Raw genomic sequence first — 14,690 nt, 5'->3', positions numbered from 1 at the left:
CACCAGTGGGGGGATCGTGCCGTCAACAGCACTGCGCGCCCTGGCCCGGCTGATCGACCGCACGTTCGCCCGGGTCGCCGCCGCCGCCGTCGACGCCCGCACCTTCGACCGGGCCCTGATCGCCCGGGAGACGAGCTTCTGGAGCGATGTCGAACCGGCCGTCGCCGCCCTCGCCGCCCGCCCCGGGACGGGGCGGGAGCTGCTCGCCCGGCGGACGCTGCGGTGGATCGCCGGCCACGGCGAGGACCGCCACGCCTGGGCGGCGGAGGACCCGGGCACGGCGGGGCTGCTGCTCCCCCCGCGGCCCGAGGATCCGGCCCTGCCCTCCTGGGACACCTGGGGCCACATCGCGCCGCCCTGGAGCCAGCCCCTCGGCGAGGACGCCCGAGCCGCCCTCTCCCCGTACGATCCGGCGGACTGCCGGTTCCTCGGCCTCGAAGCGGAGTTCCGCCGGGACCGGCTCGACGCGGCCCTGACGGTTCAGCTGCCGCGCCGGTACGACGCCGGCGAACGCGTCCGTGCCGGGGCCCGGCTGGGCATCGAACTCGAAGCCGTCTCCGAGCTCTCCTTCACCAGCGGCAGCGGCCCCACCGGCGCCCTCACCTGGCACACCGGGAACGGCCGGGTCGAGGTGCTGGCCGGCGAGCACGGCCGGCTGGTCGCCGAGCGCGCCGTCCTGCGGATCGGTGACGCCTTCTGGCACCTCAGCGAACCCGGCCGGGCCGCCGCCGCCGTGACACCTCGCCACCACCGCGGGCGCCGCCCCGAGGAGTGGCCGCTCGGCCCGGCCTTCGCCCTCGGCGTCCCCCACCACGCGAGCAGCCGGCTGGCCTCCGCGCTGGTACGGCAGGCGCTGGCCGGCATCTCCCGCGCCCGCGGGGTGGAACGGGTCGACCAGCGGCACATCCTCACGCTCTGCCGGGTCTTCGAAGGCGCCGGAACGGAACTGCTCGCCGCCGGCGCGCAGGGCGGACGGGCGTTCCGCCGGCTGATCCTGCGCTGGGTGGAACGCGGCGGGGAGCCGCTGACCGACTGGTTCGCCGGGATCCTCCACGTGAACAGCCGCCGCGGCCCGACCGGCGCCTGGGCCCGGAAGCTGGCCGTCGAACTGACCCGGCGCTCCGGCCCGCGACCGCCCGGGCCCTGGACCCCACCGCCCGAGTCGCCACCGAAGCTGCCCCGGACGGCCGTCCTGCGGCTGCTGTCGGTCGACTTCGACGAGCACCAGCACGAGCGCTCGACCGCCGGGGCCACCGTCCAGTTCGCCGTACCGCCCACCGACGGCGGCGGGCGCAGGGACGGCTGGGACCTGGTCTCGGTCGGCATCGACGGCCTCGACCGGCTCCGCCTCTCCCCCGGAGCCTTCGCCGGCCCCGACCGCCTCGAACCGCTCCGCCGACGGAAGGTGTCGCTGGAGTCGGGCTCCGCGCTCGCCCTGTCCTGGCACGACGGACGGGTTCCGGTGGCGTGGACGGGGTGGCCGACGGCGGTCGGACGGATCCGCGCGGTCGGCCCGGAACCGGTCGTCCCGATCGTGCCGCTGCCGGAGGAGCGGCGGCGCGGCGCCACCGGCTGACGCCTCCGGACCGCTCCCTGCCGAACCGGCCCTACGCCTCCTCCTCCGGGCCGTCCTCGCCGCGCTGGTCCTCGGTGCGCCCGGCCCGCCAGTACCCCATGAAGCAGACCGCGCGCCGGTCCATCCCCCGCTCGCCGACCAGGTGGCGGCGCAGCTCGCGGACCCCGGCCGCCTCCCCGGCGATCCAGGCGTACGGCCGGCCGCCCGGCAGTTCGGCGGCGCGCACCGCCCCGGTCAGGCCCGGCGCGCCGTCCCGGCGGTAAATCCAGACGGTCTCGACGCCGGCGCGGCCAGGCGACAGGTAGGCCTCCTCCCCCGGCCCGTCCACCTCGGCGAAGACCCGGACGGGAAGGTCCCCGGGCAGCTCCTCCAGGATGGCGGCGATGGCCGGCAGCGCCGACTCGTCCCCGGCCAGCAGCACCCAGTCCGGGTCGGCGGGCAGGGTGAACTCCACCCCGCCGGCCCGCTCGACGGCCGGCCCGTACACCGCCACCCGATCGCCCGGGGCGGCCCTGACGGCCCATCGGGAGCCCGGGCCGGCGTCCCCGTGCACGGCGATGTCGATGTCGATCTCGTCGGGCTCGCGGCGCCGGCCGCGGACGGTGTAGGTCCGCAGCACCGGGCGCACCTCCGGGGACATCTCCCGCCAGCTGTGGTACCAGCCGAAGTCGCCGTCGCCGGGCGGGATCAGCGGCTCGGTCTGGCCGGCGAGCGGCAGCAGCAGCTTGATCCGCTGGTCGAGGCCGCCGTTGACGAACCCGGTGAGGCTCTCCCCGGTGAGCGTGATCCGGACCAGGTGCGGCGTGAGGCGCGCGGTGCGGGCGACGCGCAGGGGGAAGAGCGCGAAGCGGGCGGGAGCGGTGACGGTGGACAGGGCGGGCTCCTTCCATCGGTACGGGCGGACGCCGCGGCCGCGCCGGTTCGTACTCTCCCGACGCACATCGCAGCTTAGGTGAGGCTAACCTAATATTTCTGCCGCGAACACCCGCCCGCGGCGGTCCGTGCGAGCACGGGGCCGGACCGTCCCCGGGTCCCGACCTCCGTTCCGGACGGGCCGGACGGGCGGACTCCTGTCGGTGTTCCTCGTCGCGCTCGCCCCCGACCTGGACGCCGCTTCGAACGGTTCTACGCCTGCCTCAACGACGACCCGACGCTTCCGCACGCGACCGTCGCCCTCACCCTCACCCTCAGCGGTGTGTCCCCCTTCTCGACCACCGCGAGGGCCGTCGTCTCGCCCACCGGGCCGTTGCGCTCCGGCGGGCTGCCGGCCGTGGAGGACTCCGGACGCCCTTTCCTGTCCAGAGCCCTGTGCGTTCCCGACCGGGCCGCCGACCACCTCCTCGTCCACGACGCGTTCCCTCGTCGGCTGCGCCCGTTCCTGAACCCCCTCCCGACGCCGCCACCGCTTCCGGGCCCGGCCCAGGCGACCGCCGACCGCCTCGCGGCGATCCTGGGCGCACCCGATCGCTGCCCCGTCCACGTCCGCCACCGGCCCGGGCACGTCGGCGGGGAAGCCGAGACCGTCGCCGCGGCGACCGCGCACGCGCTCGGCCGCCCCCTCCTGCGCCTGGACTGGGACGGCCTCAGCGCCCTTTCCGACGCGGACGCCCTGCTGGCCGAAGCCGTCCTGGAAGCCCGACTGCGCGAGGCTCGCCGGTGTGCCTCGGGCGGAATGCGTGGGATTCTCCGTATTCCAAGGGGAGGGCGGCCGGGTCAAGTCCTTCAACTGGACCTCAAACTCGTCCAATTCCTCGCAATTCTTCGTGACCAACCTGCTCGGAAAGGAGGAGGGCACTTCTCAGGTCTCCCGGAGCTGGGCAGAAGCGATCATGGAAACCTCAACTGCGACTTCGGCGCGTTGACCCGCCGTCGGCGCCTGCTCGAAGCTTTGACCGATCACTTCCACACGCGCACGCTGCTCCGACTCGCGGACGGAATCAGAGGCGACGATATGCCGGAGCCTTCTCCGGCACCGCCGAGAGTCTCGGGGACGGCCGGAAGCTGCGCCGGGCGACGGCGAGGCGCCGATCGGCAGCCAAGTTGTCTGCACGGGATCCGTCTCGTTGTTGATCCCAGTAGGAGTAGTCGGGGCCGCCAATGAGGTCGACCGCGGCCTGCATTGTGTTGCGGCGAAGGTCCTCGGCACCGATCAGTTGCCGCTCCCACAGTTGTACAACTGCCAGGAAGGCCCGGGCGCCGCGGACGCCAACACTGTGAGTGGCGCGGCCGGGCACCGGGCACTGGGGGATTTCCGTCAGCATCCCGTCAACGCGGCCGATGTTGTCGACCGTGACCGAGAACATCTCCTGTATGACCTGATCCGTCTCCCTGTGGAGCCACTGGAGTTCCTCCAGGTCGGCCGGCGAGACTGTGATACGGCGATAGAGCAGGTTGAATGCAATCGCGGTCGGAGGACCAATCCTGTCCAGGAGGCTGTTCCCGGTCGAGATATCCGTCGCGGTCGGGACTGTGAACGAGGTTGCGAGTCGGTGGAACCCACCGCCGGACCACATGGCGACGCAGTCGTTCCAGCCGAGGTCCACGGCCTTGCTCAGGTGCCTGAGCGCGCTGCTCTCGTCGTACGCCGCCTCGACATCAGCCAGCATGGCGTGCAAGTGAGCTTCCATCCACGCCGGCCCGAACTCGGACGCGCGTGTCAACAGCCGTTGCAGGGCGCCGCCTCGCTGCCTCTCGTCACCACTGATGGCCGTCCTGACCGTGTCATAGAACTGCCTGAACGTGACTTCCATGTCCCCATTGCTCCACGTCATGGTCGACGGCCGGTCAGCCGCGCCCGGACGGCGAAAGTCTGACGGGCTCAGCCGGTTCCGTCCAGAGAGAGGATCCGCCAACTTCGGAGTTGGTGATGACACGCTGCCACCGGACCACCAGCGCATCCTCGCGATCGTGCGCGACGCGGGCGGGCCGGTGGCGGTCAAGCAGGTCGGCGAGGAACTCGGGCTGGAGGTAGCGGTGTGGGGCAAGCTGGAGCCGCTGCGCGGGAAGCTGTCCAAGCTCGCCGGGCCGGCTGCGCAAGCTGCCCGACGGCAAATTCACCACGCGCCTGTGACCTGCGGCGCCGCGGAGTGTCGGCCGTAACCACGTTGCCCCCGGCGGCCGTTGGAGTAGTGCGACGAATACCGACGAGCCCGCCGAGGGCAACTCCCTTGTCCACCAATGCCGCCTGGACCTGTCCACGAGCACCAACGTCTACTCCGTGACCTGCTGCGATCCTCGCCTGAAGGCGATCCGATCCCCGTTCCGGTCGCAGCCTGCGGGCCGGACAGCGGTGCTGGTGCCGGCGATGCTGCGGCATGACCAGCGCCTGCTGGACCTGGCCGGCGGCAACAGCGTGCCCGAGTCGACCCTGCGGCGCTGGCGCGACGAGATGATCGACCTGCTCGCCGCGAAGGCTCCGCGCCTGGACCGGGCGCTTCGCAGGATCGCCGCGCGGGGCGAAGGGGTCGTGCTGATCGACGGCACCTTGATCCCCACCCAGCGCCGCACCGGGAAGGCGAATCGGCCTAACTACTCCGGCAAGCACCGCCGACGGGAGACCGGCGACCGCTACTACGCGGCCCTGCGAAACCTGTTCAACCGCACGCTCGGCCGGCTCCGCCACTGCCTGACCAGCCGCCAGAAGTTCGATGAGACGTTTGCGTTCACCCCACCAAAGCCGTCACCGCTCGCCGCAGCTGCTTGACCCCGTAGCCGCCTGGGGTGTCTTGTCGGCACTGACGCTGTCAGGCGTGGTGCGAGGGCGGCCGGTCGTGAGACGCGGAACCCGGATCTTGTCCATGACGGGCTCGAACTGGGTGCAGTCGGCGCATTGTCCCGGCGCGATGGCCAGGGCCAACGCCCGGCAGCGGCCCCCCGCGCCCAGGTGGATCTTGGTGCTGCGACCGCCTAGGGACCGCCCGAGGGCCTCGCCGGCCGCCCGGGCGGCGGGCGAGCCGGGGCTCGGCCCGTGGGTGATGCTCGGCAAGACCTTCAAGGGGCCGACCGACCGGACGCTCGCCCGGCAGACCGCCGAGTTGCTCGCCCGGGAGACCGGGCGGGACGCCCGGGACGGTGCCGGTCCGGCCGGAACCGGTCGTCGAGGTCGCCTTCGACGGCCTCCGGCGCAGCCGCCGCCACCCCGCCGGGCCGGCCCTGCGGTGCGCCCGGGTGGTGCGCTACCGGCCGGACGAGAGCGCCGCCGAGGCCGACACGGTGGCCTCCGTACGGGAGTTGGCCACCGCCGAAGGCTTGTGAGGCCGTCCGTGTGGACGGGTCCGCCGACCCGCCCGGCGAAGTACCGCGGGTTGAACGCATTGTGCCGCCATGGGGGTTCACCCACAGGGGCCGAATCAGCCGTTCTCGGTCCGGCCACCGTACCCGTCCGTAAACGGACCGGCGACGGCTAGTTTGACCGTGACAACGAGAGGCGGCCGCCGGGCAGCCGGCGCCGCCCTGGCGAAAGGTGCCCGACATGCAGGTGAGCGTCGACCGGGACCGTTGCTGCAGCTCCGGCTTGTGCGTGACGAACGCCCCCGCGGTCTTCGACCAGGACGACCGGGACAGTCTGGTGATGCTCCGTCAAATCGTCCTGCTGCCCGAGCAGTTCGACGACGTCAGACTCGCCTCCGAGCTCTGCCCGGGCCGGGCGATCACCGTCACCGGGGACGAGCCCGCGCGGACCGGGGCCTGACGGACCCCCGCCGCCGGCCCCGCAGGCCGCCGGGAACCTTCCCGGGCCCCGAACCCCACGAGAACACCCGCGACGTGAGGAGACCCCCGCCTTGACCACCGCACCCACCACCCCCGTCCTCCCAGTGCCGGCCCGGCACTCCGGCGGCTGCCCGTTCGGCCCGCCGCCCGCGTACTCCGAGGCCGCCGCCACCGGGCCGGTGACCAGGGCCAAGCTGCCCGACGGCGACCTCTGCTGGCTGGTCACCGGCCTCGCCGAGGTCCGCACCGTGCTGTCCGACCGCCGGTTCAGTGCCGACATACGCCACCCGGCCTTCCCGCTGCTGGTCGCCGGCGCTCGCGAGCTGATCACCGACAATCCGGACTTCCTGCGGCTCGACGACCCCGAGCACGCCCGCCAGCGCCGCATGCTCACCGGGGAATTCCTGGTCAAGCGGGTGGAGGTGCTGCGCCCGGAGATCCAGCGGATCGTGGACGAGGCACTGGACCGGATGACCGCGGGCCGGACCACGGCCGACCTGGTCACCGACTTCGCGCTGCCGGTGCCCTCGCTGGTGATCTGCCTGCTGCTCGGCGTGCCGTACGAGGACCACGACCGCTTCCAGAGCCTGAGCCGCACGATGCTCAACCAGGAGAGCACCGTGGAGCAGCTCCGGGAGGCCCAGGAGGAGGTCCTGGACTACCTGCGCGACCTGACGGCCCGCAAGCGCGCACAGCCGGAGGACGACGTCCTCAGCCGACTCGCGGCGCGGGACGACCTGACCCCGGACGACGCGGCCGCCATGGGCGTGCTGCTGCTGATCGCCGGGCACGAGACGACCGCGAACATGATCGCGCTGTCGACCGCGCTGCTGCTGGAGCACCCCGAGCAGATCCCCGGCCTGGCCGACCCGGCCACCCTGCCGGGCGCGGTGGAGGAGCTGTTGCGGCTGCTGACCATCGTGCACACCGGCCTGCCCCGGGTGGCGCTGGAGGACGTGGAGCTGGGCGGCGTCACCGTCCGGGCCGGGGAGGGCGTGATGGCGATGCTCTCCACCGCCAACCGGGACGAGGCGGCGTTCGGCGGCGCCGGCCATCGGGCGACGGACGAGCTGGACCTGTACCGGGACGCCCGGCGGCACCTGGCGTTCGGCTTCGGCGTGCACCAGTGCCTGGGCCAGCCGCTGGCCCGCGCCGAACTCCAGATCGCCCTGGAGACGCTGTTCCGCCGGCTGCCGGGGCTGCGGCCTGCCGGCGAGCGCGAATTCCGTACCGAGTCGTTCATCTACGGGATGCGGTCACTGCCCGTGACCTGGTGAGCGGGGCCCATTGGAGAACTCTCACCGGAGTACCGGGCGGAGCTGTCCGGGCGATCATGTGCGGAGCCGGATGACGAGAGCGGCTGCGGTGACGGCGTGCGCGCGAGGGGCGGGGTCCGAAACCGCCCCGATCGGACCCCGCCCCTCGTTGAAGTTCCGCGCAGAACCGTTCAGTCGAGGGCCTCCCGCTGCCCCCGGGCCCTGCTCCAGGCGCTCTCGCGCAGCAGTCGCAGGCCGTTGAGGCCGACGATGACGGTCGAGCCCTCGTGGCCGAGCACGCCCAGCGGCAGCGGGAGGGTGGCGACCAGGTCCCAGACGACCAGGACGGTGATGAACACCGAGGCGATCACCAGGTTCTGCACCACGAAGGAGCGGGCCCGCCGGGAGAGCGCCACCACGGCCGGGACGGTGGCGAGTTCGTCGCGGACGATCACCGCGTCGGCGGTCTCCAGGGCGAGGTCGGAGCCGGCCCGGCCCATCGCGAGGCCGGCGTGGGCGGCGGCCAGCGCGGGCGCGTCGTTGACGCCGTCGCCGACCACCAGCACCTTGCCTCCGGCCGCCTCCCGCTCCCGGACGGCGGCGACCTTGTCCTGCGGCAGCAGTCCGGCCCGGACGTCGGTGATGCCGACCTCGGCGGCCAAGTGGGCGGCGGCGCGCGGGTTGTCGCCGGTGAGCAGCATCGGCGCGGTGCCGGTCAGCGCCCGCAGGGACGCGACGGTGGCGGCGGCGTCCGGGCGCAGCCGGTCGGCGAGGCCGAGCACGCCGACCGGTACGCCGTCCGCCTCGACCAGGACGGCGGTGCGCCCGCCCTCCTCCAACTCCGCTGCCAGCGCGGCGGCTTCGGCGGAGGCGGCGTCGGTGCGCCCCAGGATCAGCCGGGCCGGCGCGCCGACGGCGAGGACCCGGCCGTCGACGGTGGCGGTGACGCCGACGCCGGGGGTGGAGGTGAAGTCCTCGGCGGCGGCCGGGGTCAGGCCGCGGGTGCGGGCGGCGTCGACGACGGCGCGGGCCAGCGGGTGCTCGCTGGGGTGCTCGGCCGCGGCCGCCAGCGCCAGCAGCCGTTCCTCGGAGAGGCCGGAGCCGGTGAGCGGCCGGAGGTCGGTGAGGCGCGGGGTGCCCTCGGTGAGGGTGCCGGTCTTGTCCAGTGCGACGGCGTCGACCTGGCCCAGACGCTCCATCACGACGGCGGACTTGACCAGGACGCCGTGCCGTCCGGCGTTGGCGATGGCGGAGAGCAGGGGCGGCATGGTGGCCAGCACCACCGCGCACGGGGAGGCGACGATCATGAAGGTCATCGCCCGGAGCAGCGAGCCGGTGAAGGCCGCACCGAAGGCCAGCGGGACCGCGAAGACCGCGAGGGTGGCGGCCACCATGCCGAGCGAGTAGCGCTGCTCGACCTTCTCGATGAACAGCTGGGTGGGTGCCTTGGTCCCGGAGGCCTCCTCGACCAGCTGGACGATCCGGGCGATCACGGTGTCCGAGGCGTCCCGCTCGACCCGCAGCCGCAGCGCCCCGGTGCCGTTGAGGGTCCCGGCGAACACCTCGTCGCCGGTCTCCTTGACGACGGGCAGCGGCTCGCCGGTGATGGTGGCCTGGTCGACCTCGCTCGCGCCGTCGAGCACCCGCCCGTCGGCGCCGATCCGTTCACCGGGCCGCACCAGCACGGTGTCGCCGATGGCGAGCTCCTCCGTGGGCACGGTCTCCTCGCCGCCGTCGGGCAGCAGCCGGGTGGCGGTGGCCGGGGCGAGGTCGAGCAGTCCGCGCACCGAGTCGGCGGTACGGGCGGTGGCCAGCGCCTCCAGGGCGCCGGAGGTGGCGAAGATGACGATCAGCAGCGCGCCGTCCATGACCTGCCCGACGGCGGCGGCGCCGAGCGCGGCCACGATCATCAGCAGGTCGACGTCGAGGGTCTTCTCCCGCAGTGCCTGGAGCCCGGCCCAGGCGGGCTCCCAGCCGCCGGTGGCGTACGCGAGGGCGTACAGCGGGCCCCAGGCCCAGGCGGGGGCGCCGGTCAGCTGGAGCGGCAGGGCGATCAGGAAGAGCACGGTCGCGGCGGCGGCCCAGCGGGCCTCGGGCAGCGACAGCACCCGGGTGCGCCGTGCGGGCACGGTGTCCGGGCGTGGCGCGGCCGGGGGCGCGGAACGCCCGGTCAGGGTGGTGGTGGACATGGCGGGGGGACCCTTCGGGCAGGCCTGGGCAGGGCGGGGCCGTTGACTCGTTCACGATACATGAACATATGAAGGCTCGTTCATCTATGAGTTGTAGGATGGCCCGCATGGGTCATGGAGCCACCCCCGCCACCGCCGTCCCGCACACGCGCCTGGACGCGACCAGCGCTGCCCGGGTGGCCACCACCCTGCAAGCCCTCGCCACGCCCTCCCGGCTGCTGATCCTCTCCCGGCTGCGCGAGGGCCCCTGCGCGGCCACCGAACTCGCCGCCGAGGTCGGCCTGGAGCAGTCCGCCTGCTCCCACCAGCTGCGCCTGCTGCGCAACCTCGGCCTGGTCATCGGCCGCCGCAACGGCCGGCAGGTCGTCTACGCGCTCTACGACAACCACGTCGCCGCACTGCTCGACCAGGCCGTCTACCACATCGAGCACCTGCGGCTGGGCCTCAGCGACGCCGTCGACCCGCAGGACGCGGACGACGAGCACGAGCCGGTCGGCGGCGCCGCGCGCTGACGCGCCACGGCGCCCGATCGGACCTCAGGCGCGGTGTCCTCGGGGCCTCGCACGAGTGTCCCTTCGGACCTCAGGCGCGCGTTCCGCCGCCGGGCCCGGACCCGGCCGACCGGTCGGAGACCCCGGGGCCGAGCCGGGCCTGACGGGCCAGCAGGTCGGCGAACGCCACGGTGAGCGGATCGGGGCGGGTGCGGGTGTAGGCGGTGAGGGTGCGCAGGATCGGGGGGTCCGGGCGCAGCAGGGCGCCCTCGAAGTGGGCCGGGACGATGTTGGCGGGCACCAGGGCGGGGCCGAGCCCGGCCGCGGCCAGCAGCGGGGCGGCCGAGGTCTGTTCGGCGCGGATCGCCGCGCGGGGGTGGAAGCCCGCCCGGGCGCAGACCTGGTCGAGCAGGTCGGCGAGGCCGTTGTCGGGGGCGTAGTGGACCCAGTCGCGGTCGGCGAGTTCGGCGAGGGCGACGGTGCCGGCCGGACGGTCGGCCAGCGGGTCGTCGGCGGGCAGGACGACGGTGAACTCCTCGACGCCGAGCTCCCGGATCGGCCCCTCCCAGCCGCTCGGCGCCGGGCCGATGGCGAGGTCGGCGCGGCCCGCCGCCATGGCCTCCCGGAGCGCTTCGGTGTGCGGGTACTCGCGCAGCCGGATCCGCACGCCGGGGTGGCGGCGGCGCCACTCCCGCAGCACGGGCGGCAGGATCCCGAGGCTGACGGAGTAGACGACGGCGACCTCCAGTTCGCCCTCCTCCAGGCCGGCCGACCGGCGGGCCGCCGCCTGCAGCCGTTCGGCCTCGGCGAGCGCGGCGCGGGCGTGCGGCAGGACCGCCCGGCCCATCGGGGTGAGCCGCACCGAGCGCGGCAGGCGCTCCAGCAGCGGGCCGCCGAGGGCGCCCTCCAGGGCACGGATCTGGTGGGACAGCGCGGGCTGGGTGACGTGCAGCTGTTCCGCCGCACGGGTGAACGATCCGGTGTCGACCACGGTGGCCAGGTATTCGAGCTGTCTGAGCGTCGGCGTTGCCATGAACAGATTTTATCGTCGGGGTAGAAAACAAGCCTTGGACTCATCAGCACTGGTCGGGAGAGGGTCGAGGTGCGGCCGCCGCGGGAAGCAGCGGGCGGCCGGTTCCCCAATCGTCCGAAGGAGTTCCACCATGTCCGACACCACCTCCCTCCAGGGTCAGCGGCTCGTCGTGGTCGGTGCGGGTTCACGCACCGGGCAGGCCGTCGCCAAGTCCGCCTCGGCGGCCGGCGCCGCCCTGGTGCTGGCCGGCCCCGACCCTCGCAAGCTCGAGTGGACGGCCGGCGAGCTGTCCGGACCGTCCGAGGTGATCGCCCTGGACATCGCCGACGAGGCGTCGATCGCCGCCTTCGCCGCCCGGGCCGGCCGCTTCGACCACCTGGTCTCGACCGCCGCGATGCCCGCCAACGGCCCGCTGCGGGAGCTCGAAGCGGCCGACGTGCAGCGGGCGTTCGCGGCGAAGGTGATCGGCCCGCTGCTGCTGGCCAAGCACCTGGTCGGGCAGGTCTCCGAGCGCGGCTCGTTCACCTTCTTCTCCGGTGTGGCCGCGTGGCGCCCGGCGCCCGCGCGCACGGTGATGGCCACCACCAACGGCGCGCTGGCCTTCCTGGTGCAGGCGCTGGCGGTGGAGATCGCGCCGGTCCGGGTCAACGCCGTCTCCCCCGGCATCGTCGACACCGGCTCCTGGGACGGCCTGGGTGCCGACAAGGACGCGTTCCTGCGCGGGGTCGCCGAGCGCAACCCGGCCCGGCGCGTCGGCACGCCGGAGGACCTGGTCAAGGCCGTTCGCTACGCCATCGACAACCCGTACGTCACCGGCACGGTGCTGCACGTCGACGGCGGCGGCCGGCTCGCCTGACCGCCTGACCCGCCGGTCCGCCGGTCCGCCGGTCCGCCGGTCCGCCTCCGGCGGCATGGTTCCCCCGCCCCGGCCGGCCGGAGCTTCCGACCGGCCGACCACCCCCGCACGCCCCGATCCGCCGGCGTGCCCCCGAACCGAGGAGCTGTTCCCATGCGCTCGCGCACCCTGATCCGTACCGCCGCCGTCCTCGCGGCGGCGGCCGGTCTGGCGGGCGGCACCGCCGCGGCCGCCCCCGTCCACGACAGCGGCCACCACGACTCCGCACGCGACTGGCCGCAGCGCCTGATCGACCGTTCGCCCGGCCTCGTCCAGCCGAAGGCGCTCACCGCGGACCGCTCGATCGGCGCCCGGCGCGCCGCCCAGGAGGTCCACCTGGCACAGCAGCTGTACACGTTCTGGAACACCGGGCAGCAGCGGTACCTGGACGCGGCGATCAGCCCGCGGTTCCGGGACAACACGCTGCCGCCGGGCCGCCCGCAGGGCCCCGCCGGACCGGCCTTCGCCTCGAAGAACTTCCGCGCCGCGGTGCCGGACCTGACCTGCGAGCTGTCCGACGTCCTGATCAGCGGCGACAGGATCACCGCCCGACTGGTCTTCCGCGGCCACTTCACCGGTACCTTCGACGGCGTGCGGGGACAGGGCCAGAACATCGAGTTCAATGCCATCGACATCCAGCACGTCGGGGCCGACCGGATCACCGAGGACTGGCACATCGAGGACAACGCGACCCTGCTGGCCCAGCTGGGCGTCCGGGCCTGAGGCCGTGCCGGGCGCACGCGGGCCTGCGGGTGGTCACCGGGCGAAGGCCGTCACCACGTCGGTGTACTCGACCTGCGGCTCGTCCGCCAGGAGTTCCGGGAAGCGCGCCAGCAGGTCGGTCACGTAGGAGGAGGCGAAGTGGGCCTCGCGCGCCGGGCGGTCGGCGTACCGCTCCGTGACCACGAACCGGCCGCCCTCCTGGCGGCCCACCGCGTAGGCAAGCGCCCCCGGCTCCTCCCGGGTGCGCTCCGCGACCTCGCGCAGGGCTGCCGCGAGGGCATCCTCCCGTCCGATCCTGGCCTGCAGGATCGCCACCACCATGGTCATCGCACGTCCGCTCTCCGTCGGTTCCTTCGGTCAGGGCCCAGCCTGGCGGGGAGCGGGCAGCCGCTCATAGTAGAAATGCGACAGGCCCTGACCCAGCAGGGCCATCGGGGGCCGACCGGTGAAATGCCGGAACTCCCGGACGACATGCGCCTGGTCGTAGTAGCCCGCCTCCAACGCCCTTGGCAGGTAACGGCGTTCGCCGGACAGCAGCAGCGCACGGGTGAGCCGCTGGAACCGGGCCACCCGCTGGAACGCCTTCGGACCCGCGCCCACCGCCGCCGGAAACGCCCGCTGCAACCGGCGGACGGTGACCCCGAGGTGCTCGGCCAGCGCGTCCACCCGCACCTCGCCGGGACGCCGGTGGACGAGCCGCACCGCGGCGTCCAGCCACGGGTCGGCCCGGTGGTGGGCGGCGAGCAGCTCGGCGAGCGCCCGGTCGAGGACCGCCGCCTGCTCCGCCGGCCCGGACGCCAGGCACACCTGCTCGGCCGTCCGCCGGGCCCACGGCCCCCAGACCTCGGCGGCACTCACCACCCGGTCGGCCACCTCGTCGACCCCCGGCGCCAGGAAGTGCCGCAGGGCGCCGGCCCGGAACCGCACCGCCACGAAGCCGCCCGCCTCCCGCGAGACCGGCTCCCAGCGGGCCCCGCGGAGGCAGACCAGGTGCGCGGCGGGCAGCGGCACCGGCCCGGCCCCGTCGTCCAGGTGGACCCCGCCGGCCCAGTGGATCCACAGCTCGGCACCCGTTCCGGGCAGCAGCCGGGGCAGGTCGCCGGGGCCTGCCCGGTACCACCAGTAGCGGTCGATCCAGGGCCTCAGCGCCGGGCCCGGCACCGCGTGTTCGACTCGCACCCGTCCTCCCCCCGTTCCGGTGACGGCCGCGCCCCGGTCACGGGCGCTCGGCGGCCACCGACGGTACCCGCCCGGCCGTCGGCCGTCACCCGGGTGGCGGGCCGTGGTGGCGGCGCCGTCCGGCGGCCAGCACCGTGGTCGGGGGGCGACGATCCGCAGGACGGTCAGCCAGGGACGGTGCAGATGAACGCGAACGACTCCGCTCCCCGCGTCGTGGTCGGCGTCGACGGCTCGCCGTCGTCGTACGCCGCACTGCGCTGGGCGGCCCGGCACGCCACGCTGATCGGCGGCGTGGTGGACGCGGTCGGCGCCTGGGAACCCCCCAGCCACTTCGGCTGGTCGGCGCCCGTGGTCGACAGCACCTTCGACCGGGAGCTGGCCGAGCGGCGGTTCGCCGAGGAACTGCACACCGTGCTCGGCGACGACTCCCCGGTGAACGTCCGCCAGACGATGGTCATGGGCGACCCCGCCGAGATCCTCCTGGACGCGGCCCGGGGTGCCGAGCTGCTGGTGGTCGGCAGCCACGGCCGCGGCGGCTTCACCCGCACCCTGCTCGGCTCGGTGAGCATCCACTGCGCGCAGCACGCCGCCTGCCCCGTGGTCATCGTCCGGGCCCCATGACGAGAGGAACACCGGAC

The 14,690-nt window shown here is 74.1% G+C and carries 16 protein-coding genes; 10 read left to right on the top strand and 6 right to left on the bottom strand.

The features are described from left to right. The first annotated feature begins 16 nt into the window (after window positions 1-16). The gene (locus tag ACFVVA_RS16780) at window positions 17-1,576 is read left to right on the top strand and encodes a hypothetical protein (protein ID WP_387690155.1); all 1,560 of its coding nucleotides are present in this window, start codon (window positions 17-19) and stop codon (window positions 1,574-1,576) included. A 31-nt stretch (window positions 1,577-1,607) separates the two neighbouring features. Here the strand turns inward: ACFVVA_RS16780 and ACFVVA_RS16775 are convergent, their stop codons facing one another. Both ACFVVA_RS16775 and ACFVVA_RS16770 read right to left on the bottom strand, forming a co-directional pair. Continuing rightward, complete coding sequence (locus tag ACFVVA_RS16775; RefSeq protein WP_387690153.1) at window positions 1,608-2,516, bottom strand: siderophore-interacting protein; 909 nt, start codon at window positions 2,514-2,516, stop codon at window positions 1,608-1,610. Between the two features lie 997 nt (window positions 2,517-3,513). After that, window positions 3,514-4,326, bottom strand: coding sequence for a hypothetical protein (locus ACFVVA_RS16770; protein WP_387690151.1), 813 nt, complete (start codon window positions 4,324-4,326; stop codon window positions 3,514-3,516). Here ACFVVA_RS16770 and ACFVVA_RS16765 point away from each other — a divergent pair. The 5 genes from ACFVVA_RS16765 (at window position 4,325) to ACFVVA_RS16745 (ending at window position 7,563) form a co-directional block, all read left to right on the top strand. Then, on the top strand, window positions 4,325-4,675 hold the full coding sequence (locus ACFVVA_RS16765) for a hypothetical protein (RefSeq protein ID WP_387690150.1): 351 nt from the start codon (window positions 4,325-4,327) through the stop codon (window positions 4,673-4,675). The genes ACFVVA_RS16770 and ACFVVA_RS16765 overlap by 2 nt on opposite strands. A 118-nt stretch (window positions 4,676-4,793) precedes the next feature. After that, the gene (locus tag ACFVVA_RS16760) at window positions 4,794-5,279 is read left to right on the top strand and encodes a hypothetical protein (RefSeq protein WP_387690148.1); all 486 of its coding nucleotides are present in this window, start codon (window positions 4,794-4,796) and stop codon (window positions 5,277-5,279) included. A gap of 368 nt (window positions 5,280-5,647) precedes the next feature. Then, window positions 5,648-5,830 carry a hypothetical protein gene (locus ACFVVA_RS16755; RefSeq protein WP_387690146.1) on the top strand — a complete coding sequence of 61 codons (183 nt, stop codon included), beginning with the start codon at window positions 5,648-5,650 and terminating at the stop codon, window positions 5,828-5,830. A gap of 217 nt (window positions 5,831-6,047) precedes the next feature. After that, a complete protein-coding gene (locus ACFVVA_RS16750) occupies window positions 6,048-6,266 on the top strand; it encodes a ferredoxin (RefSeq protein WP_387690144.1) in 219 nt (72 codons plus the stop codon). A gap of 91 nt (window positions 6,267-6,357) precedes the next feature. Then, a complete protein-coding gene (locus ACFVVA_RS16745; RefSeq protein ID WP_387690142.1) occupies window positions 6,358-7,563 on the top strand; it encodes a cytochrome P450 in 1,206 nt (401 codons plus the stop codon). A 170-nt stretch (window positions 7,564-7,733) separates the two neighbouring features. On the opposite strand, the gene ACFVVA_RS16740 is transcribed toward ACFVVA_RS16745, so the two are convergent. Then, window positions 7,734-9,731: a heavy metal translocating P-type ATPase gene (locus tag ACFVVA_RS16740; RefSeq protein WP_387690140.1), complete on the bottom strand. Its 1,998-nt coding sequence runs from the start codon at window positions 9,729-9,731 to the stop codon at window positions 7,734-7,736. 107 nt (window positions 9,732-9,838) lie between these two features. On the opposite strand from ACFVVA_RS16740, the gene ACFVVA_RS16735 reads away from it, so the two are divergent. Then, complete coding sequence (locus ACFVVA_RS16735) at window positions 9,839-10,243, top strand: ArsR/SmtB family transcription factor (RefSeq protein WP_380352967.1); 405 nt, start codon at window positions 9,839-9,841, stop codon at window positions 10,241-10,243. A gap of 70 nt (window positions 10,244-10,313) precedes the next feature. Here the strand turns inward: ACFVVA_RS16735 and ACFVVA_RS16730 are convergent, their stop codons facing one another. Further along, window positions 10,314-11,255, bottom strand: coding sequence for a LysR substrate-binding domain-containing protein (locus ACFVVA_RS16730; protein WP_387690138.1), 942 nt, complete (start codon window positions 11,253-11,255; stop codon window positions 10,314-10,316). A gap of 130 nt (window positions 11,256-11,385) precedes the next feature. On the opposite strand from ACFVVA_RS16730, the gene ACFVVA_RS16725 reads away from it, so the two are divergent. Then, complete coding sequence (locus tag ACFVVA_RS16725) at window positions 11,386-12,111, top strand: SDR family oxidoreductase (protein ID WP_387690136.1); 726 nt, start codon at window positions 11,386-11,388, stop codon at window positions 12,109-12,111. 153 nt (window positions 12,112-12,264) lie between these two features. Next, the gene (locus tag ACFVVA_RS16720) at window positions 12,265-12,873 is read left to right on the top strand and encodes an ester cyclase (RefSeq protein ID WP_387690134.1); all 609 of its coding nucleotides are present in this window, start codon (window positions 12,265-12,267) and stop codon (window positions 12,871-12,873) included. Window positions 12,874-12,906: 33 nt separating this feature from the next. On the opposite strand, the gene ACFVVA_RS16715 is transcribed toward ACFVVA_RS16720, so the two are convergent. Next, window positions 12,907-13,200 carry a putative quinol monooxygenase gene (locus ACFVVA_RS16715; RefSeq protein WP_387690132.1) on the bottom strand — a complete coding sequence of 98 codons (294 nt, stop codon included), beginning with the start codon at window positions 13,198-13,200 and terminating at the stop codon, window positions 12,907-12,909. A 30-nt stretch (window positions 13,201-13,230) separates the two neighbouring features. After that, on the bottom strand, window positions 13,231-14,052 hold the full coding sequence (locus tag ACFVVA_RS16710) for a helix-turn-helix domain-containing protein (RefSeq protein WP_387690130.1): 822 nt from the start codon (window positions 14,050-14,052) through the stop codon (window positions 13,231-13,233). Window positions 14,053-14,235: 183 nt separating this feature from the next. On the opposite strand from ACFVVA_RS16710, the gene ACFVVA_RS16705 reads away from it, so the two are divergent. Next, entirely contained in the window at window positions 14,236-14,673 is a 438-nt protein-coding gene (locus ACFVVA_RS16705) for a universal stress protein (RefSeq protein WP_387690129.1), read from the top strand. Window positions 14,674-14,690 lie beyond the last annotated feature (17 nt).

It is taken from the genome of Kitasatospora sp. NPDC058048, from assembly GCF_042885555.1.
Taxonomy (GTDB): Bacteria; Actinomycetota; Actinomycetes; order Streptomycetales; family Streptomycetaceae; genus Kitasatospora; species Kitasatospora lactacystinica.
The sequence above is the reverse complement of the archived record's forward strand: the minus strand, read 5'-3'. Positions and strand labels throughout refer to the sequence as shown.